This is a genomic window from Diaphorobacter sp. MNS-0, from assembly GCF_019602835.1.
GTDB classification, from domain to species: domain Bacteria; phylum Pseudomonadota; class Gammaproteobacteria; order Burkholderiales; family Burkholderiaceae_C; genus Diaphorobacter; species Diaphorobacter nitroreducens.
Genome location: NZ_CP080761.1, coordinates 951570 through 973197, shown reverse-complemented (window position 1 = coordinate 973197; position 21628 = coordinate 951570). Strand labels below are relative to the sequence as shown.

At 68.0% G+C, this 21628-nt stretch carries 20 protein-coding genes and 2 pseudogenes; 6 read left to right on the top strand and 16 right to left on the bottom strand.

Annotated features, from left to right (window positions below; genetic code table 11):
- Positions 1–86 precede the first annotated feature (86 nt).
- Both K2L43_RS04645 and K2L43_RS04640 read left to right on the top strand, forming a co-directional pair.
- A complete protein-coding gene (locus tag K2L43_RS04645) occupies positions 87–1577 on the top strand; it encodes an ABC transporter substrate-binding protein (protein WP_220638597.1) in 1491 nt (496 codons plus the stop codon).
- Positions 1578–1680: 103 nt separating this feature from the next.
- Positions 1681–3084 carry an amidase gene (locus K2L43_RS04640; RefSeq protein WP_220638596.1) on the top strand — a complete coding sequence of 468 codons (1404 nt, stop codon included), beginning with the start codon at positions 1681–1683 and terminating at the stop codon, positions 3082–3084.
- 66 nt (positions 3085–3150) lie between these two features.
- Here K2L43_RS04640 and K2L43_RS04635 read toward each other — a convergent pair whose 3' ends face one another.
- On the bottom strand, positions 3151–3807 hold the full coding sequence (locus tag K2L43_RS04635; protein WP_103737771.1) for a LysE family translocator: 657 nt from the start codon (positions 3805–3807) through the stop codon (positions 3151–3153).
- A gap of 128 nt (positions 3808–3935) precedes the next feature.
- Between K2L43_RS04635 and K2L43_RS04630 the strand changes: the two genes are divergently transcribed.
- Together K2L43_RS04630 and K2L43_RS04625 are read left to right on the top strand one after the other, a co-directional pair.
- The gene (locus K2L43_RS04630) at positions 3936–4547 is read left to right on the top strand and encodes a hypothetical protein (RefSeq protein WP_047349991.1); all 612 of its coding nucleotides are present in this window, start codon (positions 3936–3938) and stop codon (positions 4545–4547) included.
- 74 nt (positions 4548–4621) lie between these two features.
- Positions 4622–5308 carry a hypothetical protein gene (locus K2L43_RS04625; protein WP_220638595.1) on the top strand — a complete coding sequence of 229 codons (687 nt, stop codon included), beginning with the start codon at positions 4622–4624 and terminating at the stop codon, positions 5306–5308.
- On the opposite strand, the gene K2L43_RS04620 is transcribed toward K2L43_RS04625, so the two are convergent.
- The gene (locus K2L43_RS04620; RefSeq protein ID WP_220638594.1) at positions 5298–6116 is read right to left on the bottom strand and encodes a DUF429 domain-containing protein; all 819 of its coding nucleotides are present in this window, start codon (positions 6114–6116) and stop codon (positions 5298–5300) included. The genes K2L43_RS04625 and K2L43_RS04620 overlap by 11 nt on opposite strands.
- A 321-nt stretch (positions 6117–6437) precedes the next feature.
- Here K2L43_RS04620 and istA point away from each other — a divergent pair, with 321 nt between their 5' ends.
- Together istA and istB are read left to right on the top strand one after the other, a co-directional pair.
- On the top strand, positions 6438–7982 hold the full coding sequence (gene istA, locus K2L43_RS04615) for an IS21 family transposase (protein ID WP_024099860.1): 1545 nt from the start codon (positions 6438–6440) through the stop codon (positions 7980–7982).
- Between the two features lie 36 nt (positions 7983–8018).
- Positions 8019–8756: an IS21-like element helper ATPase IstB gene (gene istB / locus K2L43_RS04610; RefSeq protein ID WP_011805003.1), complete on the top strand. Its 738-nt coding sequence runs from the start codon at positions 8019–8021 to the stop codon at positions 8754–8756.
- A 295-nt stretch (positions 8757–9051) separates the two neighbouring features.
- On the opposite strand, the pseudogene K2L43_RS04605 reads toward istB, so the two are convergent.
- The 14 genes and pseudogenes from K2L43_RS04605 to K2L43_RS04540 all read right to left on the bottom strand — a co-directional run.
- Positions 9052–9363: pseudogene (locus K2L43_RS04605) on the bottom strand (EamA family transporter); the annotation flags it as partial.
- A gap of 268 nt (positions 9364–9631) precedes the next feature.
- Positions 9632–10201, bottom strand: a pseudogene (locus tag K2L43_RS04600) (SMR family transporter); the annotation flags it as partial.
- 220 nt (positions 10202–10421) lie between these two features.
- A complete protein-coding gene (locus tag K2L43_RS04595) occupies positions 10422–10844 on the bottom strand; it encodes a BLUF domain-containing protein (protein WP_011804324.1) in 423 nt (140 codons plus the stop codon).
- A gap of 3 nt (positions 10845–10847) precedes the next feature.
- Entirely contained in the window at positions 10848–11573 is a 726-nt protein-coding gene (gene folE, locus K2L43_RS04590) for a GTP cyclohydrolase I (protein ID WP_011804323.1), read from the bottom strand.
- Between the two features lie 127 nt (positions 11574–11700).
- Complete coding sequence (gene clsB / locus K2L43_RS04585; protein ID WP_220638593.1) at positions 11701–12930, bottom strand: cardiolipin synthase ClsB; 1230 nt, start codon at positions 12928–12930, stop codon at positions 11701–11703.
- 4 nt (positions 12931–12934) lie between these two features.
- Positions 12935–13702: an endonuclease/exonuclease/phosphatase family protein gene (locus K2L43_RS04580; protein WP_011804321.1), complete on the bottom strand. Its 768-nt coding sequence runs from the start codon at positions 13700–13702 to the stop codon at positions 12935–12937.
- A complete protein-coding gene (nudB, locus tag K2L43_RS04575) occupies positions 13699–14151 on the bottom strand; it encodes a dihydroneopterin triphosphate diphosphatase (protein WP_103737776.1) in 453 nt (150 codons plus the stop codon). The genes K2L43_RS04580 and nudB overlap by 4 nt, the downstream gene beginning before the upstream one ends.
- Before the next feature lie 28 nt (positions 14152–14179).
- Complete coding sequence (locus K2L43_RS04570; RefSeq protein WP_011804319.1) at positions 14180–14983, bottom strand: hypothetical protein; 804 nt, start codon at positions 14981–14983, stop codon at positions 14180–14182.
- A gap of 96 nt (positions 14984–15079) precedes the next feature.
- Positions 15080–16891, bottom strand: coding sequence for an aspartate--tRNA ligase (aspS, locus tag K2L43_RS04565; protein ID WP_135148778.1), 1812 nt, complete (start codon positions 16889–16891; stop codon positions 15080–15082).
- Positions 16892–16983: 92 nt separating this feature from the next.
- The gene (locus tag K2L43_RS04560) at positions 16984–17607 is read right to left on the bottom strand and encodes a DUF502 domain-containing protein (protein ID WP_011804317.1); all 624 of its coding nucleotides are present in this window, start codon (positions 17605–17607) and stop codon (positions 16984–16986) included.
- 15 nt (positions 17608–17622) lie between these two features.
- Positions 17623–17895 (bottom strand): FmdB family zinc ribbon protein, encoded by a 273-nt coding sequence (locus K2L43_RS04555; RefSeq protein ID WP_012655780.1) that lies wholly within the window; start codon positions 17893–17895, stop codon positions 17623–17625.
- Positions 17896–17970: 75 nt separating this feature from the next.
- Entirely contained in the window at positions 17971–19422 is a 1452-nt protein-coding gene (locus K2L43_RS04550) for a sodium:solute symporter family protein (protein WP_012655779.1), read from the bottom strand.
- Between the two features lie 35 nt (positions 19423–19457).
- Positions 19458–21023, bottom strand: coding sequence for a ubiquinone biosynthesis regulatory protein kinase UbiB (gene ubiB, locus K2L43_RS04545; RefSeq protein WP_012655778.1), 1566 nt, complete (start codon positions 21021–21023; stop codon positions 19458–19460).
- Positions 21020–21598 (bottom strand): hypothetical protein, encoded by a 579-nt coding sequence (locus K2L43_RS04540; protein WP_220638592.1) that lies wholly within the window; start codon positions 21596–21598, stop codon positions 21020–21022. Before K2L43_RS04540 ends, ubiB begins: the two co-directional genes overlap by 4 nt.
- Positions 21599–21628: the final 30 nt, after the last annotated feature.

Sequence of the window (21628 nt, the reverse complement as noted above, 5' to 3'; positions counted from 1 at the left end):
GCGCGCCACGCCCGGCCGCGCCCTGTAGTAAAAAGCAGAGCACAGCCCGCCGCACGCATTCCACCCCGTCCAAGGAGATCCCGCCCATGTTCACCCGCCGCACCGCCCTCGCCTCCGGCGCCCTGGCCACTGCCGCGCTGGCCACGCCGCTGCACGCGCTGGCGCAGGGCAAGAAGGACGCCGTGACCCTGGCCCTGGCCCTGGAGCCGCCGGGGCTGGACCCCACGGCCGGCGCGGCGTCCTCGATTGCCGAGGTCACGCTCTACAACATCTACGAGACGCTCACCAAGATCAACCCGGACGGCAGCGTCTCGCCGCTGCTGGCCGAGAGCTGGGAGGTCTCGCCCGACCTCAAGACCTACACCTTCCGCCTGCGCAAGGGCGTCACCTTTCACAACGGCGAGCCGCTCAATGCCGCGGCCGTGAAGTTCTCCTTCGACCGCGCGGGCGGCGACAAGAGCACCAACAAGGACAAGCGCAGCTTTGCCAACCTGAGCACGCTGGCGGTGGACGAGTACACCGTGGTGGTGCTCAACAAGGACATCGACCCCGACCTGCTGTTCGTGCTGGGCCAGGCCACGGCCATCATCGTGGAACCCAAGAGCGCCGCCACCAACGCCACCAAGCCCGTGGGCACGGGGCCCTACAAGCTCGCCGGCTGGAGCCGCGGCGCCTCCATCACGCTGGCCGCATGGCCGGGGTGGCGCCAGCCGTCCAGCATCCGCATCCGCCGCGCCACGTTCCGCTTCATTCCCGATGCGGCGGCGCAGGTGGCCGCGCTGCTGGCGGGCGACGTGGACGCCTTCCCGCGCGTCACGCCGCGCAGCATGGCGCAGTTCAAGAACAACCCGCGCTTTCAGGTGGTGGTGAGCGGCTCGCGCGCCAAGACCATCCTCGCCATCAACAACGCGCGCAAGCCCTTGAACGACGTGCGCGTGCGCCGCGCCATCGCCGCCGCGATCGACCGCAAGGCCATCATCCAGGGCGCGGCCGACGGCCTGGGTGTGCCCATCGGCAGCCACTACGTGCCCGGCGCCTTCGGCTACGTGGACACCACGGGCATCAACCCGCATGACGTGGAGAAGGCCAAGCGCCTGCTGGCCGAGGCCGGCGTGAAGACACCCCTCACCCTCACCATGACGCTGCCGCCGGCGCCCTACGCACGCCAGGGCGGCGAGCTGATTGCCTCACAGCTCGCCAAGGTGGGCATCGTTGCCAAGCTGCAGAACGTAGAGTGGGCCCAATGGCTCAGCGGCACCTACGGCAACAAGAACTACGACCTGACGCTGATCTCACACGTGGAGCCTTTCGACCTGGGCAATTTCGCCAAGCCGGACTACTACTGGGGCTACCACTCGGAAAAATTCGACCAGCTGTACGAGCAGATCAAGACCGCCACCCGCCCGGCCGACCGCGCCCGCCTTCTGGGCGACGCGCAGCGCCTGCTGGCCGAGGACGCGGTGCACGCCTTCCTGTACCAGCCGCAATGGGTCACCGTGGCCCACAAGCAATTGCGCGGTCTGTGGAAGGACATGCCGGTGTTCGTCAACGACCTGTCGGCATTGCACTGGGCATAAGGAGCTGGCGCGTGGTAGCGCCAGCCCCCTCGGCACGGCCACTTCCGCCCGGGTGGAACAGCCGTTCTCTCCACACCGCCTCCGCGATGACACAAGGATCGCCATGACGCAATTGCACGAGCTGTCCGCCAGCGAACTGCTCGCCGGCTACCGCAGCCGCCAGATCTCTCCGGTGGACGCGTTGCTCGACGTGCTCAGCCACGTCGCGCGGTGGGAGCCCCACCTGCAGGCCACCTACCTGCTGCGCCCCGAGGCTGCGCTGGCCCAGGCCCGCCAGAGCGAGGCCCGCTGGCTGCGCGGCGCCCCCTGCGGCCCGCTGGACGGCGTGCCGGTCACCCTCAAGGACAACATCGCCACGCAGGGCGATCCCACACCGCTGGGCACCGCGGCGCTCCCCCTGGTGCCCGCCGCGGCCGACGCACCGCCTGCGGCCCGTCTGCGCGAGGCGGGCGCCGTACTGCTGGCCAAGACCACCATGCCCGACTACGGCATGCTGTCCTCGGGGCTGTCGAGCTTTCATCCGCTGGCGCGCAACCCCTGGGACCTGTCCAAGGGCCCGGGCGGCTCCAGCGCCGGCGCGGGCGCGGCGGCGGCGGCGGGCTACGGGCCGCTGCACGTGGGCACGGACATCGGCGGCTCGCTGCGCCTGCCGGCCAGTTGGTGCGGCATCTTCACGCTCAAGCCCAGCCTGGGCCGCATTCCCATCGATCCGCCCTACACCGGCCGCGCGGCCGGCCCCATGACGCGCGGCGTGGAGGACGCCGCGCTGATGATGCAGGTGCTGTCGCAGCCCGACGCGCGCGACAGCATGAGCCTGCCAGCACAGCCCATCGACTGGCTGCGGCTCGCGCCCGGCACGCAGCGCCTGCGCGGCCTGCGCCTGGGGCTGCTGCTGGACGCGGGCTGCGGCCTGGCTACCGATCCCGAGGTGCGCGCCGCCGTGCAGGCCGCCGCGCAGCGCCTGGCCGACGCGGGCGCCATCGTCGAGCCCATGGAGCCGCTCCTCACGCGCGCCATGCTGGACGGCATGGACCACTTCTGGCGCATGCGCTCGCACATGGACATGCGCACGCTCACCGTCGAGCAGCGGGGCAAGGTGCTGCCCTACATCCGCGCCTGGGCGGATAGCGCCGCCACGCTCAGCGCGGCCCACGTGTACGAGGCCAGCCAGCAGTTCCACGCCACGCGCGTAGCCACGGTGCGCGCCTGCGCAGGGTACGACTACGTGCTTTCGCCCGTGGCGCCCATCACCGCCTTCGCGGCCGAGCTGCCCTCGCCCACCGACGACCCGCTGCGGCCGCTGGAGCACATTGCCTTCACCGTGCCGTTCAACATGTCGGAGCAGCCGGCCGCGTCGGTCAACTGCGGCTACAGCGCCAGCGGCCTGCCCATCGGGCTGCAGATTGCCGGACAGCGCTTTGACGACCTGGGCGTACTGCAACTGGCCCACGCCTTCGAGCAGTTGCGCGGCGCGCAGCGGCCCTGGCCCGCGCCGCCCGCGCCTTGAAGGCACAAGCCAAAATGGCCTCCAGCGCTTGATAGACAAGCGCTAGCAGCTATAAAAAGTGAAGTATCAGCGCTCGGCTGTGGCCAGCCGCACGGCCAGGCCCAGGAACACCAGGCCCGCCGCGCGGTTGAGCATGCGCTGCGCGCGCGCCGAGCGCTGCAGCAGCGCGCCGAACGCCCCGCTGAAGCATGCGATGGCCCCGAACACCAGGAACGTGGCCAGCATGAACACCACCCCCAGCACCAGGATCTGCCGCGCCATGCCGCCGCGCGCGGGGTCGGCAAACTGCGGCAGGAAGGCCAGGAAGAAGATCAGCACCTTGGGGTTGGTCAGGTTCATCACCACACCGCGCCCCACCATGCGCAGTGCACCACCGGGCACGCGGGCGCCCGGCGCCATCGCCGCGCCCGTAGCGGGCGCCTCCTCGGGCACGCTGGCCGGCGCCCGCAACGCCCCCCAGGCCAGATAGGCCAAATAGGCGGCGCCGCAGAACTTGAGCACCGTGAACGCCACGGCCGACGCGGCAAACACGGCCGCCAGTCCCAGCGCCACGGCCGTGGTGTGCCCCACCAGTCCCAGGCACAGCCCCAGCACCACGCACATGCCCGCGCGCCAGCCGCGCTGGGCCGACTGCAGCAGCACGAACAGGTTGTCGGGCCCCGGCGTGAGCGCCAGCAGCACGGAAACACCAAAGAACGCGACAAGGGTTTCGATCGAGGGCATGGGACGGTCTGAGGGTGGGACAGAGAACCGCCGGAGCGGCGGCGCACCATTCTGCACCGCGCACACGGCGGCGCGTGCGCAGGCACGACAATCGACGGTTTCGCCCGCTTTTCACGGACTTGTCTGCCATGGACCTTTTATTCGTGGTGGCCCTCGCGGCCACCGGCGCCTACATGCTCAACACCCAGCAGCAGCGCCGGCGCATCGTGCTGCTGGCGCAGCATCTGCAGCCCTACCAGATCGAACGGCTCATGGAGACACTGACCCAGGGCTACCTGCGCGCCATGGGCGAACAGGACCCCGAGCGCCGCCAGCAGGTGCTGAACCTGCTGGCCAGCAGTGAGGCACAGTTGAGCGAACAGTTTGAGCGCTTTGCGGCAGACTTCCGCCGCGTGCCCGCACCGCTGGCGCGCGCGAGCCGCCTGGCGCTGGGCCTGCCGTTTGCCACGCAGTTGCTGCCCGCCGCCACCTTCGACATGCGCGAGGCCATTGACGTGCACGCGCGCGGCATCGCCCGCGTGGCACGCAACGACGCCGGCCTGTCGCCGCGCGACAAGGCCTTCACCATGACGGCCGAGCTGCTGCTGATGCAGCACACCTGCCACTGGTTCTGCAAGTCCAAGACCGTGGCATCGGCCCGCACGCTGGCGCGCCACCAGACGCCGCACGCCCAGTTGGTGGCTGCGGTTTCGCCGGAAACGCGCGCCGCTTACCTCGCCCTGACCGGCCCAGTGCGCTGAAGCGCGGCGGCGCGGCAACTCGCGCCCCCGTCCTACCCTGCCGGCGCCGGCGCCCGGTTCCAATCAGCCAGCCCATGAATACCCTCCCCACCGACAACGATCCCGTCCAGGCCTGGATGGCGCTGGGCGTGCAAAGCGCCATCCTTGCGCGCACCATGCCCGCCGTGCGGCACGACCTGGCGGGGCCGCTGTCGGCCATGCGCATGGCGGCCACCGTGCTCAAGCGCCGGCTCGGCACGGGCGAGTTGCCGCCCGCACAGGCAGTGGAGCGGGTGGAGCAGTTCGAAGGCCACCTGACCCGCTTGGCCGACAGTGCCAAGCGCCTGCGCCATTGGGACCTGCCCGCGCAGGACAGCGCTCAGCCCCTGGCGGCCGTGGCCGCCCAGGCGGCTCAGCTGGCCCGGCCGCTGCTGGCCATGCGCGGCACCGACCTGCAAGCGCCCGGCCCGTTGCCCGAAACGCCCGTCGCGGCACACACCACCCTGTGCCTGCTGCTGGGCGCCCTCTATCACCTGGCGGAAACGGGCTCCCCGCCTCCCGCACGCATCACGGTGCAGGCCGTGCAAGGCCGCAGCGGCCTGCGGGTGCAGGCGGACGGACAGGCGGACGCCGGCCTGGCGGCATTCGCGTCCCAGCCAGTCCCGCCCCTGGATGCCGCTGCGCTGCTCTGCCTGGCGCGGCATGGCGGCGCACATGTGCAATGCGGCGCAGGCTGGGTGGAGCTGGACGCGGCACCTGCACGACCAGACGTTACGCCGTGACGATCCAGCCCTCCAGCGGGTCCATGTCGGGCGGCAGACCGTAGCGCAGGTCGCCCTGCTGCCGGCAGCGCCATGCCCATGCGGCCTGCAGCAGGCACAGCACCGCATCCAGGCGGTCGCCGCTGCCGTCGTCCAGCAGTGCCGCGCGCTGCGCGGCATCCACTGTCAGGCGCAGGCCCAGGCGGGTGTCGCCGCACTCCAGGCGGCGCAGCAGCTCCGTGCGCGCCGCGTGCCGGTCGGCCGTCTGGCGCGCACGCGCGTCGCTCTTGTAGCTGCGCCGCCCGATCAGCTCGCGCGCCAGCAGGCCGGGGTAGGCCTCCAGCGCCACGCGCCGCGGGTCCCCGGCATGCAGGCCAGGCAGGTGCACGCCGGCCTCCAGCAGCAGCGGCACGCCCGCATGCAGCATGTAAGCCACGGGTGGGTTCACCCATTTCATCGACGGGCTGGAGCCCGCGGGACGGTCCGTGGCGCGGTGGGCCAGCTTGGCGCCGGCAGGGCGCGCGGCGCAGAACGCGGCAAAGGTTTCACGCACTTGCGCGCGCGTGAGGCCGCGGTAGTGCGCGATGCTGCGCGCCCATTCGAGCGGCCAGCCGAGTCCGGTGAGCAGTTCGCGGGGCAGGCCGAAGGGCAGATCGAAGCCGCCCACCCACGCGCGCGGCGCGGCCAGCCATCGGCCGAAGGCGGCGAACGTATCCAGCGGCTGCAGGTCTTGCAGCACCACGCTGCCGCCCTGCAGCGCGCCCAGCGCCAGCACGATGGGCTTGCGCCGGCTGGGACTGCTGGAAAAATCGCACCCTACCAGCAGCATTGCAGCCAGAGCCTGTTCACACTATTTTTGCCAGTGCGAAGGGCGTGAAAACCGCGCCAATCTAGGCGCGTGACGACGCCAAGGCCGGGGCCTTGGCTAGGAGGGCAACGACGCGTGGCGCGGTTCTCACTCCGGCCCTGCGTATTCCACGCGATGGCGGACACGATTCCATGCTGATGGCGGACAGTGTTCCAGCGTGATGGCGGACAGTGTTCCACGCTGAAGGCGGACAGCATTCCAAACTGATGGCGGACACCTGCGGGGTGTTCTGAGTGACCCGAACGCGGCATACGCTGCCCGGTTTTTTGACCGGAACCAGCGATGCCCACACCCAGGGTCACCATGAGCAAACTACGACACACACTGCAACTGCTGCACCGCGGGGCCTTGAGCACCCGTCAAATCGGTGCCGCCCTCGGCATCTCCAAATCCACTGTCAGCGAGATAGCCAGCTACGCGCGCGTGGCCGGCGTGGACTGGGCACTGGCCCAGAGCCTGAACGACGACGAACTCCAGGCCCGGCTCTACAAGCCACCCGTGGCGCGCGAGTCCCGGCACCTTGAACCCGACCACGCCCACATCCACCGCGAACTGCGCCGACCTGGCGTGACGCTGCAGTTGCTTTGGGAGGAATACCAGCAACAGCACAGCGGGCAGGCGTACAAGTACAGCGCCTTCTGCGAGAAGTACAAGGCCTGGGCCCGGCGCCTGCAGCGCTCCATGCGCCAGACCCACACGGGCGGTGACAAGCTCTTTGTGGACTACGCCGGCCAGACCGTTCCCGTGGTGGATGCCGACACTGGCGAGATACGCCAGGCCCAGGTCTTCGTGGCCGTGCTGGGCGCATCGAACTACACCTACGCCTGCGCCACCGCCAGCCAGAAGGCCACCGACTGGGTGGCCAGCATCATTAGCGCGCTGGAGTTCATCGGCGGCGTGCCCCGCCTGCTGGTGCCTGACCAGCCGCGCGCCCTCATGGCCCGACCCGACCGTTACGAGCCCACCGCGCACCGCCTGCTCGAAGAGCTCTGTGCGCACTACAGCCTGGCCGTGATGCCCGCGCGCCCGGCCAAGCCACGCGACAAACCCAAGGTGGAGGTCGCTGTGCAGGTGGTCGAGCGCTGGATTCTGGCCAGGCTGCGCCACCAGACCTTCTTCAGCCTGGCCGAGCTCAACCGGGCGATTGCCGCCTTGCTGGTGGACTTGAACCAGCGCGCGTTCAAGAAGCTGCCGGGCAACCGCACTAGCGCCTTCGCCGAACTCGACCGGCCAGCCCTGCGCCCCCTGCCGCCGGTGCGCATGCCCATCGCGCGCTTCAAACCCGCCCGCGTCAACATCGATTACCACGTTGAGCTCGATGGCCACTACTACTCGGTGCCCCACGCCCTGGTGGGTGAGCCGGTGGAGTTGCGCATCACGGCCGGCACGCTCGAAGTCCTGCACGGCAGCAAACGCGTGGCCGCCCACGCCCTCAATCCCCGACGGGGTGCACACACCACCACGCCCGAGCACATGCCGGCCTCGCACCGGGCGCACCTGCAGTGGACGCCGGCCAAGCTCATCGCCTGGGGTGAGCGCGTGGGCGCGGCCACCGCCGCCGTGGTGCGCTGGCAGATGGAGCACCGCCAGCATCCCGAGCAGGGTTACCGCTCCTGTCTGGGCCTCATGCGCCTGGGCCGTGAGTACGGGGCTGACCGGCTGGAGGCCGCCTGTGCGCGGGCGCAGTCGATTCGCTCACCGTCCTACAAGAGCATCGCCTCCATCCTGGGCTGCGGCCTGGACCAGCGGCCGCTGGATGCGCCGATGGCCGCACAGGCGAACCTGCCGCTGCACGAGAACGTGCGCGGGCCGGGCTACTACCACTGAACTCCAACGTGCAAGCAAACCTAACAAGGAAGAACCATGCTCAACGAACAGACCTTGAACCAACTGCGCGCCCTGCGCCTGGACGGCATGGTGGCCGCCCTCAGCGACGCGGCCACCCACATCACGGCCAGCGAGCTGCCCTTTGAACAACGCCTGGCGCTGCTGGTGCAGCGCGAGGTGGACTGGCGTGACAGCAAGCGCCTGGAGCGCCTGTTGAAGGCGGCCCGCCTGAAGGTCTCCAGTGCCTGCCTGGAGGACATCGACTGGCGCGCCAGCCGGGGCCTGAGCCGAGAGGTCATCACCAGCCTGGCCGGCGGGGACTGGCTGCGCCATGGCCACAACGTGCTGCTCACCGGCGCCACCGGGTGCGGCAAGACGTGGCTCGCCTGCGCACTGGGGCAGCAGGCCGCGCGCCTGGGCTTCTCGGTGCTCTACACCCGCGCGCCACGGCTGCTGCAGGAGCTGCACGTGGCCCACGGCGATGGCAGCCTGGGCAAACGGCTGGCGCAACTGGCGCGGCTGGACCTGCTCATCCTGGACGACTTCGGCATCGCGCCGATTGCCGCGCACGAGCGAAACGACCTGCTGGAATTGCTGGACGACCGGGTGGGCACGCGCTCGACGCTCATCACCAGCCAGTTGCCGGTGACGGCCTGGCACGCCTGGCTGGACGAGCCCACGCTGGCCGACGCCATCCTGGACCGCATCGTGCACGGCTCGCACAAGATAGCCCTCAAGGGCGAGTCGATGCGCAAGCTCACCAAGGCCGTCTGAGCCGGCCGCGCCGACCGCCATTCCACGCTGATGGCGGACACTTCGGCTACGATTTGAGCGTCACTCAGGACACCCGCGCAACGTGTCCGCCATCGCCTGGAACGCTGTCCGCGATGGGAATGGAATCACTGTCCGCCATCAGTGGAATGCGCACCGGCCCCCTCGGGTTGCGATCAAAACGGGACATTCGCGGCGGTGCCAAGCCGCGCCGGGGTCACACCCCAGCTTCGTTTGGCGCCTTGCGCCTGGCCCCTTTTGATCGCAACGCATCTGGCAAAAACAGTGTGAACAGTCCCTAGCCCAGCGCCAGCGCCACCACGCCGGCGGCAATCAGCAGCGCCCCCGCCAGGCGCGCGGCGCGGTCGCCCTCGTCCAGCAGGTGCCCGCCGATGAGCGCCGCGAACAGCATGGAGACCTCGCGCGCCGGCGCCACGTGGGCCATGGGCGCCTCCTGCATGGCAAACAGCACCAGCACGTAGGCGATCGGGCTCACCACGGCCACCAGCAGCGCAAAGCGCCACTGCCCGGCCCACAGGCGCGCCGTCTCGGCGCGGTTGCGCAGGGCCACGGGGGCGAGCGCTGCCACGCGCACGAAGTTGCCCATGTAGGGCCTGTTCACACTATTTTTGCCAGTGCGAATGGCGTGAAAACCGCGCCAATCTAGGCGCGTGACGACGCCAAGGCCGGGGCCTTGGCTAGGAGGGCAACGACGAATGGCGCGGTTTTCACTCCGTTCCCTCCGGGTTGCGATCAAAAAGGGCCATTCGCGGCGTTGCCAAGCCTCGCTGGGGTAGCACCCCAGCTTCGTTTGGCGCCTTGCGCCTGGCCCTTTTTGATCGCAACGCATCTGGCAAAAATAGTGTGAACAGGCCCTAGTCCACCAGCACGGGCGACAGCAGCATGGCCTTGACGGCGTAGCCGTCCACCACGGTATAGCTGGCGATGAAGATGCCGGTCAGCACGCCGTAGCGCAGGCCCGCGCGCACACGCAGGCGCGCCTGGGGGTCGTGCGCCGCGCGCAACAGCCCGGGGCCGCCCGCAATCAGGAAGACGCCGCCCACCACCGCCACGATGCCCAGCACGCCCCAGGCGGACAGCCGCTCGCCCAGCAGCGTGACGGCCACCAGCGCGGTCAGCAGCGGCCCCGTGCCCCGCGCCAGGGGGTAGACCACGGTGAGGTCGGCCTTGCGGTAGCCGCGCAGCAGGATCACGTAGTACAGCACGTGCAGCACGCCGCTCAGGGCCACGATGGCCCACTCGCGCGCGCCCCACAGCGGCACGGCGTCGCGCCCAAGCCACCAGCCCAGCGGTGCCCACACCAGCATCATGAGCACCGAGGTGAAGAAGGCGAAACGCGCATCGCCGCCGGCCTTCTTGGCGGCGATGTTCCAGCCGGCGTGGATCAGGCCGGCGAGGAGGATGAGTGCGAAGGCGTTGAGCGACATGAAGGGCCCGCCGCCGCAGCGCCTCGCGGCCGGCTGCGGCGTTCAGGAGGTGGTCGGCGGCATCAGTGCGCCACGGCGGCACCGGCATGCGCCAGACGGGAGCCGCCCGGCAAGCGCCTGGACCGGCCCCACCGCCCCGCCATACTGACGGCGCCCCCGTCCCGCACGTCGCGCGGGAGTCGGGGACAGCGGCGCAAGCCGCTCAGGGGGTGGTCCACCCTCAGGCCCGGCCGATGATGCTGGCCGTGGCCATGAGTTCTTCGAGCAGCGCGAACGACACCTTGCCCGAGGCTGCATAGGGGTCGAACTCGGGCCGCTCGGAATACTTGAGCACGATGGAGTGGTTGAGCTTGGTCAGGTTGACCTGGCCCATGGTCCAGCCGCCAAAGCGGCGCTCGGTGATTTCCTCGAAGGCCAGCAATTCCACGTCCTTGTGGCGCGGGTCGCGCTGGATGTGGCCGTACAGGTCGCTGACGGCCGAGCGCCCGCCTTCGATGGCCTGCAGGAAGATGCCGCCGCCGTAGCACAGCACGCCCGTGATGCCACTGGCGGGGTTGTGCTGGCGCGACTGGGTGAGGATGGCCTCGATGGCCTCGGACGAGGTATCGACGGCGCGGCTGACGTAGAGAAGACGGACCAGCATGGGTCAGCTCCTTCGGGGAATGAGGGCCAGGAATTCGCGGCGCAGCGTGGGGTTGGTGAGGAACACCCCGCGCATCACCGAGTTGATCATCTTGCTGTCCATCTCGCGCACACCGCGCCAGGACATGCAGAAGTGGCTGGCCTCCATGACGATGGCCAGCCCGTCGGGCTGGGTCTTTTCCATGATGAGGTCGGCCAGCTGCACCACGGCCTCCTCCTGGATCTGGGGACGCCCCATGACCCAGTCCACGAGGCGCGCGTACTTGGACAGGCCGATCACGTTGGTGTGCTCGTTGGGCAGCACGCCGATCCAGATCTTGCCGATCACCGGGCAGAAGTGGTGGCTGCAGGCGCTGCGCACGGTGACGGGGCCGACGATCATCAGCTCGTTCAGGTGCTCGGCGTTGGGAAACTCGGTGATCGCCGGCGGCTGCACGTAGCGGCCCTTGAAGACCTCGTTGAGGTACATCTTGGCCACCCGGCGCGCCGTGGCCTGCGTGTTGTGGTCGCCCGCTGTGTCGATGACCATGCTGTCGAGGACGCCCTGCATCTTGGCTTCGACCTCGTCCAGCAGGCGCTCCAGCTCGCCGGGCTGGATGAACTCCGCGATGTTGTCGTTGGCATGGAAGCGCCGGCGCGCCGCGTTCAGCCGTTCGCGAATCTTGACGGAGACGGGCGTACCCTCGTCGGGCGCGGCGCCGCTCAGGGGTGCTGGGGGTTCTGAAGACATGGCGGCATGGTACCAGCGAATGCCGATCCAGGCTTTATAAGCCTTTTATGCCTCTAGCGCTTATGGGGCAAGCGCCAGCAGCTATCGAAACAATAGCAATATTTTCCCACCGGCAGGGGCGCGGCATTCAGTAGCGGTTGCCCGTCACCCACAGGGCCGCGCGCATGATGCCGAAGGCGATGCGGTCCAGCGCGCGCTCGCGCCAGGGGCGTTCGGCGTAGCGCTGCGGGTCAAGCCGGCGGCCCTCGTGGGCCATGGCGTGGCGCAGCCGCTTGCGCAGGTCCTGGGCAAAGGGGGCGTCGCGCACGATCACATTGGCCTCGCGCGCCAGCAGCAGCGACAGCGGGTCCAGGTTGGACGAGCCCACCGTGGCCCAGGCGCGGCGGCTGTCCGCGTCGATCACCGCCACCTTGGCGTGCAGGAAGCTGGGCGCGTATTCATGAATCTCCACGCCCGCCGCCAGCAGCGTGCCGTACACCGGCCGCGCTGCGTGGTATTGCATGAAGTATTCGTACCGCCCCTGCAGCAGCAGCTGTACGCGCACGCCGCGCAGCGCCGCCAGCACCAGCGCGCGGCGCAGCTTGCCACCGGGCACGAAGTAGGCGTTGGCGATGATGACCTCATGCCGCGCGCGGGCAATGGCGCGCAGGTAGGCGCGCTCGATGCGTGCACGGTTGCGCACGTTGTCGCGCAGCACCAGCTCGGCGCGCATGCCCCGCGCACGGCTCTCGGCGCGCCGCGCCGCCAGGCGTGCGGCGCTGGCGGCGCGCAGGTCGGCCAGCGCCAGCGACAGGCGGCGCTGGCGTACGTCGCGCACCGCGCGCATGCGCCACCACAGTTGCTCCATGGTCTCGCTGGCCTGCTGCACCAGGCTGCCCTCGGCGCGCACGGCAAAGTCAAAGCGCGGCGCGGTGAGCGCGCCGTGGTTGGGGTCGTGGAAGTCGTCCAGCACGTTGATGCCGCCGCAGAACAGCACGCAGCCATCCACCACGCACAGCTTGCGGTGCAGCCGGCGCCAGCGCATCGGCAGCAGCAGGCCCAGCGGGCCGAGCGGCGAATACACCTGCACGTGCACGCCGGCCTGCACCATGCGGGTGCGCCAAGGCTCGGGCAGCCGCCCCGTGCCCACGCCGTCCAGCGCCAGGTGCACGCGCACGCCGCGCCGGGCTGCGCGCATCAGCGCCTCGGCCACGTCGGCGCCCGCGCCAGTGCAGTCAAAGATGTAGGTCTCGAACTGGATATCGGACAGCGCCGCATCCATCTCGGCGATCAGCGCCGGGAACAACTCCTGCGTGCCCTGCAGCAGCTGGATCTGGTGGTCTCGGCCGGTAGCGTGCGCGCGCGTGGGGGCGACCATGGAGTCAGAGCTTGAACTCTGCGATCAGCGGCAAATGGTCCGACATGCGCCACCAGATCCGCCCACGTGGCACCTGCAGCCCCAGCGGGGTGAGGCCCCGCACGTACACATGGTCCAGCTGCACCATGGGCAGGCGGGCGGGGTAGGTGAAGGCCTGGGGCGCATCGTCGTACTCGAAGAGCCCGAAGCCCGCAAGCATGCGCTTGATCTGCAGCCCCCAGTCGTTGAAGTCGCCCGCAACGACCAGCGGGGCATCCTCGGGCACCTCGCGCGCGATGAAGCGCTGCAGCTGCGCCACCTGGCGGATGCGGCTGCCGGGCACCAGGCCCAGGTGCACCACGATGGCATGCACCCGGCGGCCCTGTATCTCCACCTCCACATGCAGCAGGCCGCGCTGCTCGAAGCGATGGTCGGAGATGTCCTCGTGCTGGTGGCCGATCACCGGCCAGCGCGTGAGCAGCGCGTTGCCGTGCTCTCCGTGGCGCGTGAAGGCATTGGTGCGGTAGATGGCTTCGTAACCTTCGGGGGCCAGGTACTCGGCCTGCGGCACATGGGGCCAACGCTCGAAGTAGCTGGCCTCCTTGCGGTTCATCCTGCGCACCTCCTGCAGACAGACGATGTCTGCATCGAGCTGCTCGACCGCCAGGCCCAGATTGTGGATCTCCAGCCGGCGCGCGGGGCCCAGCCCCTGCACACCCTTGTGGATGTTGTAGGTCGCTACGCGCAGGATGCCGGAATGCTCGGCAGGCAGTTCGATCGGTGTTGCGGTCATCGTCCAACGAATCGTGGCAGCCAGAGTATGGCCTCGGCATTGGAAGGCGAGTAGCAGCGGTCCGCGGCTTCGCGCCAGCCCATCCAAGCATATGCCGTGTGCTCGCGCGGATTCAAGGCCACTGGCGTCTGCGCCGGCACGCACAGGCCGAAGACACGCTCGGTATTCAGGCAGACACCCGGCGCGTAGCGGTGCCGCCATTGCGGGTAGATGGTGTAGATGTTCTCCATGCCCCAGTCGCGCAGCGCGCAGCCCGCAGCGGCGGCCTGGATGCCGGTTTCCTCCGCCGCCTCGCGCGCGGCGGTGACGGCCCAGTCCTCGCCCGCAAAATCCTTGCTGCCGGTGACCGATTGCCAGAAATCTTCGGCCGAGTCGGCACGGCGCAGCAGCAGCACGTCCAGCGCAGGCGTGTGCACCACCACCAGCACGGATTCGGGAATTTTGTACATGGTGCCGTCCCTGTGCACGCGCGCTGCGCTAGCGGCTCGGCACCGGCGGCGGCAGGGGCTTGGCTTGCAGCGCCCGCACCTGCTCCACCAGGGCGTTGTGCGTATCCAGGAAGGCGGCGGCAACCACCTTGGCTTCGTTGGTGTTGCTCCAACCCGCCCCGGATGCGCCCCCCAGCCGCCCGATCATGATGCCGCCGATGCCCAGATCGGTGGTGCGGGCTGCGCCCGTGGCGGCAGCCACCTGTTCGGTGGTTTCGTTGTCCGACAGCAGTAGCGCCGTCTGCGCCTCCTTGAACTTCACCTGCTCGGCCAGGCCGATCAGGCCGGCCAGGTCGCGCAGCACCGGAATCATGCCCATGATGCCCGCCAGGCCGCGCCCGGCATCGCTTTCGCTGAAGGTCAGGCTGGGAGTGAGCGTGTACTGCGCCTCATAGCCGCGCCCCTTGGCCACGGTCGAGTTGGGGCGCAGCACGCCGGATTCACGCAATTCGCTCTCCTGTACCGTACCACGCAGCCCCGCGCCACGGTCCATCACGCGAAAGCAGCCGCTTTGTTGCACCATGAGCTTGATCAGGGGCACGGGCGAGGTGGGCAGGTTGTAACCACCCGTGGCATAGCCGTGGGGACTCTCGGCCAGCGCCACGGTGGCCACGGGGCTGTCGCAGCGCAGCAGCTCGCGCGCGGCGTTGCGCGGGCCCTGGGGCCCGGCCGAGCCAGCGACCACCGAACCGCCTTCGCCCAGCTCGGTTTTCTTCTCGCCGCAAGCCGATCCCCCCAGCGCCACGCACAGCAGCAAACCGGTATGGGACAGCCGTCGAAACAGCATGCGCATGGTCTCCCTCCAAGAGCTTGTGGACACGTTATGGCAAACAAAAACGGCAGGCACGTGAACGCGCCTGCCGCTTAGGTGTCGGAGCCCGCGCGCTCCTCAGTGGGCTGCAGGCAGCGGGTTGCGCAGGCGGATGTGCAGTTCGCGCAGCTGCTTTTCGTCCACAGGCGAAGGGGCCTGGGTCAGCAGATCCTGGGCGCGCTGGGTCTTGGGGAAGGCGATCACGTCGCGGATGGACTCGGCTCCCGTCATCAGCGTGATCAGGCGGTCCAGGCCGAAGGCCAGGCCGCCGTGCGGAGGCGCGCCGTACTGCAACGCGTCCAGCAGGTAGCCGAACTTCGCGCGCTGGTCTTCCGGGCCGATATTGAGCGCCGCAAACACCTTGGCCTGCACATCAGCGCGGTGGATACGCACCGAGCCGCCGCCCAGCTCCCACCCGTTCAGCACCATGTCGTAGGCCTTGGCAATGCACTTGCCGGGGTCGGTGTCCATGAGGTTCTCATGGCCGTCCTTCGGCGACGTGAAGGGGTGGTGCACGGCCACCCAGCGGTCTTCTTCCTCGTCATGCTCGAACATGGGAAAGTCCACCACCCACAGCGGCGCCCAGCGGTTCTCGAACAGACCATTCTTCTTGCCGAATTCGCTGTGGCCGACCTTCAGGCGCAGTGCGCCGATGGCGTCGTTGACGATCTTTTCCTTGTCGGCGCCAAAGAACAGCAGGTCGCCGTCCTGCGCGCCCGTGCGCTGGAGCACTTCGGCCAGTGCGGCGTCATGGATGTTCTTGACGATGGGCGACTGCAGGCCGTCACGGCCCTTGGCCTTATCGTTGACCTTGATGTAAGCCAGACCCTTGGCGCCGTAGATCTTCACGAACTCGGTATAGCCGTCGATCTCGCCGCGCGACAGGCCGCCCTCTTCACGGGCGCCACCGGGCACGCGCAGGGCCACCACACGGCCGCCCTTCATGTTGGCGGCGCCGGAGAAGACCTTGAAGTCCACGTCCTTCATGACATCGGTCAGCTCGGTGAATTCGAGCTTCACGCGCAGGTCAGGCTTGTCGGAGCCGAAACGGTGCGCTGCTTCCTGGTAGGTCATGGTGGGGAATTCACCCAGGTCCACGCCCAATTGCTGCTGGAACACTTCCTTGATCATGCGCTGGAAGATGGCGCGGATCTCTTCCTCATTCAGGAACGAGGTCTCGCAGTCGATCTGCGTGAACTCGGGCTGGCGGTCGGCGCGCAGATCCTCGTCGCGGAAGCACTTGGTGATCTGGTAGTAGCGGTCGTAGCCGGCCACCATCAGCATCTGCTTGTAGAGCTGGGGCGACTGCGGCAGCGCGAAGAACTGACCGTCGTGCACGCGGCTGGGCACGAGGTAGTCGCGCGCTCCCTCGGGCGTGCTCTTGCCCAGCACGGGCGTTTCGATGTCGATGAAGCCTTCCTTGTCCAGGAAGTTACGCACCTGGATGGCCGTCTTGTAGCGCAGCATCATGTTGCGCTGCATGTACGGGCGGCGCAGGTCCATCACGCGGTGCGTGAGGCGCGTGGTTTCCGACAGGTTGTCGTCGTCCATCTGGAAGGGCGGCGTCACGGACGGGTTCAGGACGTTGAGCTCCTGGCACAGCACCTCGATCTTGCCGCTCTTGAGGCTGTCGTTGGTCGTGCCTTCGGGGCGCGCGCGCACCAAACCCTTGACCTGCACGCAGAACTCGTTGCGGACGTCCTCGGCCACCTTGAACATCTCGGGACGATCAGGGTCGCAGACCACCTGCACATAGCCTTCGCGGTCGCGCAGGTCGATGAAGATCACGCCGCCATGGTCGCGGCGACGGTTCACCCAGCCCGACAGGGTGACGGTTTGGCCCAGGAGGGCTTCGGTCACAAGACCGCAGTAGTGGGAGCGCATGGCCATGGATCAGTCTTCCTGCGTCCTCGTGGGACGCGACGATGGTTGTTCTTTCCACCCACTCGGCGCACAGGCACGGGCGGGCGACGACGGTTTTCTTATGGAGCGGGTTCCGTGGCAACGGGGTCGGGTGGCGACACCACCCCCATCGACACAATGTACTTGAGGGCCGCATCGATGCTCATGTCCAGCTCGATGCAGTCGCTCCTGCGCATGAGCACGAAGTACCCGCCCGTGGGATTGGGCGTGGTGGGCACGTAGACGCTCACATACTCGTCACGCAGGTAAGCCGCCACCTCGCCGCTGGGCGCGCCGGTGATGAAGGCCACCGTCCACACCCCCTCGCGCGGCCACTGCACCAGCACGGCGGTGCGAAAGGCGTTGCCGCTTTCAGAGAACAGCGTGTCGGAAACCTGCTTGACACTGGAGTAGATCGAACGCACCACAGGAATACGGCTGACCAGGCGGTCGCCCCACTCCACCAGCTTGCGCCCCGCGAAGTTGCTCGCCAAGGCCCCCACTACCAGCAGGATGCTGAGCGTGAGCAACACCCCGAAGCCCGGGATGTGAAAGCCCAGCAGTTTGTCCGGCTGCCAGGAGCCCGGCAGGATGGCGAGGGTCTGATCCAGGGTGCTCACGATCCAGCTCAACACCCATGCGGTGATGACGCCGGGCACGATGACCAGCAGACCCGTGAACAGCCACTTGCGCAAGGCAGCCATGCGAGTTATCCGAGGTTAGGAGTCAGAAGTGGCCGTAGCGCTTGCCGGAGCAGCGCTGGCAGCTTCTGTTTTAGGAGCGTCCGATGCCGCAGCAGGCGCACTGGCACGGCCGCTGAAATCGGTGGCATACCAGCCCGTGCCCTTGAGTTGAAAGCCCGCGGCCGTCAGCTGCTTGGAAAAAGCCGGCGCACCGCAGGACGGGCAGACGGTGAGCGGCGCGTCGGAGATTTTTTGCAGCACGTCCTTGGCATGGCCGCAGGAACCGCATCGATAGGCGTAAATAGGCATTACGAAGAAGTGCGAAGAATGTGCAAAACCTTCAATTATAGGCATGCATCCCAGGCCGCACCGCGCGCCCGTGCGTCACTCCACCCCCACCACCCGGTGGTGCGGCGCATGCGAATTGCGCACCACCTGCGGTGCAAGCGAACCGGCCACCATGCCGACCATGGCGGCCAGCAGGCCGGCGAGTTGCTGGGGGAACGCCTCATGCAGCGCGGGGGTGACCATGAACACCAGCCACACGCCAATGCCCAGCGCCACCGCGCACAGCGCGCCTTGCGTGTTGGCACGCTTCCAATACAGGCCGAATACCAGCGGCACGAACGCCCCCACCAGCGGCACTTGGTAGGCGCTGGACACCAGCTCGTAAATGGGCGTGCCTTCCATCTTGATGGAATAGGCCAGCACACCCACCGCGAACACCAGCACACTGATGCGCATGGCCAGCAGGTTCTCGCGGTCGCTGATCTTTTCAGGGCGGAACTGCCGCCAGATGTTCTCGGTGAAGGTGACGCTGGGCGCCAGCAGTGTGGCCGAGGCGCAGGACTTGATGGCCGACAGTAGCGCACCGAAGAACAGCACCTGCATGACGAGCGGCATCTTGTCCATCACCAGAGTGGGCAGCACCTTCTGCGGGTCATCCTTGAGCAGTTCGGCCGTCTCCTGCGGCATGATCAGCAGCGCGCTTGCCACGAGGAACATGGGCACGAAGGCGAAGAAGATGTAGGCCGTACCACCGATCACCGTGCCATGCGTGGCGGCACGCTCGGTATTGGCCGACATGACGCGCTGGAACACATCCTGCTGCGGGATGGAGCCCAGCATCATGGTGATGGCGGCACCGAAGAAGAAGATGATCTCGTGCCAGGTGGGTTCGGGCCAGAACTGAAACAGGTCGCGGCTGGTGGCCAGCTCGATCACCTTGCCCGCGCCCCCCGCCATGTCGCTGGCGAACCAGGCCAGCACCACCAGGCCGACCACCAGAATGATCATCTGGATGAAATCGGTCACCGCCACCGACCACATGCCACCCCACAGCGTGTAGACCAGGATGGACAGCACGCCGATGGCCATGCCCATGGGGATGCTCACCGCACCGCCGGACAGCAGGTTGAACACCAGCCCCAGCGCCGTGACCTGCGCCGACACCCAGCCCAGGTAGCTGAGCATGATGATGAGCGAGCAGATCACCTCCACTGCACGGCCGTAGCGCTCGCGGTAGTAGTCGCTGATGGTCAGCAGCGTCATGCGGTAGAGCTTGGCCGCGAAGAACAACCCCACCAGAATCAAGCACATGCCGGCGCCGAACGGGTCTTCCACCACGGCCTTGAGCCCCCCTTCGATGAACTTGGCGGGCACGCCCAGCACGATCTCGGAGCCGAACCACGTGGCGAACGTGGTGGTGATGATCATGTACATGGGCAGGTGGCGTCCGGCAATCGCGAAATCAGCCGTGTTCTTCACCCGTTGGGCAGCCCACAAGCCAATGCCGATGGTGACAAACAGGTAGGCAATCACCATGAAGAGCAACACGCTGGTACTCCTGAGGAATGAAAGAGGGAAGGAAGTTAGAAGATGCGCACGCGCACGAAGAGCTGCATGACCAGCAGCCCCAGCACGAAGCCCAGGCCGCCATAGATGATGCTTTGCAGCAGCCGGTTGGTGCGCTTCTGGGTGGCCAGCAGTTCCTGCAGATCGCCCCGGTTGTCATGGGGCCGCTGGCGCAGGAAGTCGTGGAGCAGGCGTGGCAGATCGGGCAGGATCTTGGCGTAGTGCGGCGCCTCGGCACGCAGCTCGCGCCACAGGCGTTGGGGACCCAGCTGATCGAGCATCCACTTCTCCAGGAAGGGCTTGGCCGTGCTCCACAGGTCCAGGTCGGGGTCCAACTGCCGGCCCAGCCCTTCGATGTTGAGCAAGGTTTTTTGCAGCAGCACCAGCTGCGGTTGGATCTCCACCTGGAAGCGCCGCGAGGTCTGGAACAGCCGCAGCAGCACCATGCCCAAAGAGATTTCCTTGAGCGGCCGGTCGAAATACGGCTCGCACACGGTGCGGATAGCGGCTTCCAGTTCGTTCACGCGGGTATGGGCGGGAACCCAACCGCTTTCGATGTGCAGTTCGGCCACGCGCTTGTAGTCGCGCCTGAAAAAAGCCGTGAAGTTCTGCGCAAGGTATTCCTTGTCGAACTCGGTCAGCGTCCCGACGATGCCAAAGTCCAGCGAGATGTAGCGGCCGAAGGTCTCGGGTGCCAGGCTCACCTGGATGTTGCCGGGATGCATGTCGGCATGAAAGAACCCGTCGCGGAACACCTGGGTGAAGAAGATGGTCACGCCGTCGCGGGCCAGCTTGGGAATGTCCACGCCCGCGCTGCGCAGGCGCTCCACCTGGTTGATGGGCACGCCCTTCATGCGCTCCATCACCAACACTTCGGCATGGCAGAAATCCCAGAACACCTCCGGGATGAGCACCAGATCCAGCCCCTGCATGTTGCGGCGCAGCTGCGCCGCGTTGGCCGCCTCGCGCACCAGGTCGAGTTCGTCGTGCAGGTAGTTGTCGAACTCGGCCACGACCTCGCGCGGCTTGAGGCGCTTGCCGTCGGCGGACAGGCTTTCCACCCACCCGGCCATCATGCGCATGAGCGCCAAATCCTTGTCGATCACAGGCAGCATGCCGGGGCGCAGCACCTTCACGGCGACTTCACGCGCGTGCCCTTGGCGGTCACGGATCACCGCGAAGTGCACCTGTGCGATGGACGCGCTGGCCACGGGCTGCCGGTCGAACGAGACGAACACCTCGCCGATCGGGCGGCGAAATGCGCGCTCGATGGTGGCGATCGCCACATCAGGGTCGAACGGCGGAACGCGATCCTGCAGCAGCGCCAGCTCGTCCGCAATGTCCGGCGGCATGAGGTCGCGGCGCGTGGACAGGACCTGCCCGAACTTCACGAAAATCGGACCCAGGCTCTCCAAGGCCTCGCGCAGCCGCTGGCCGCGCGGCGCGTCCAGCTTGCGGCCGAAGGTGATGACCCGCGTGACGGCGCGCAGCCACGGCTGCCGGAAGGTCGACAGCACCAGTTCGTCGAGTCCATAGCGCAGCACCACCCAGACGATGGTGATGCCGCGGGCAAAGCGGCTCATGGCGGGGAGCGGTCCGGCAACTCGCCCGCTGCGGGCGCGGGCGCTTGGCCGCCGGGCACGCGTGCGCCCACGAAGCTGCGCAACGCCTGCACGGCGCGTCCCACGACGGATGCCACGGCGCGGGCCGGGGCATCGCCGATCACGCGCGCCAGGTCTTCCTCGACATCCCAGCGCACATGGTCCACCAGCCAATTGATCTCGGCCGCGAATTGCACGTCGCCTTCGATGCGGATGGTGGGCTTGTCGCCGCGCAGCGCACTGCCGGCCAGCGACAGCGGGGAGGTCTCGGACACTTCCAGCCGGAGGTCGGCCACGGCCTCTGGGGGCGCGAGATCGAACAGCCCGGCGGGCGTCACCTGCAGCGCCATCGAGAAGATGCGCCACTGCACGCGCGCGACGCGGCCGCGCTGGCGTGCCAGACGGTCCATGGCTTCCCGCTCCTGCATCAGCACATGGTTGAGGAACAGCACCGTTCGGTGCTGCACCTCATGCACCAGCCACGCGGGCGGCAGGGGGCCAGACATGACGCGTTCGAAGAGCCCGTCCAGGAAAGAAAAAGGGGACCGTGTTGCCATAGTCCCCGATTATTCCCCGAACTGGGCGCA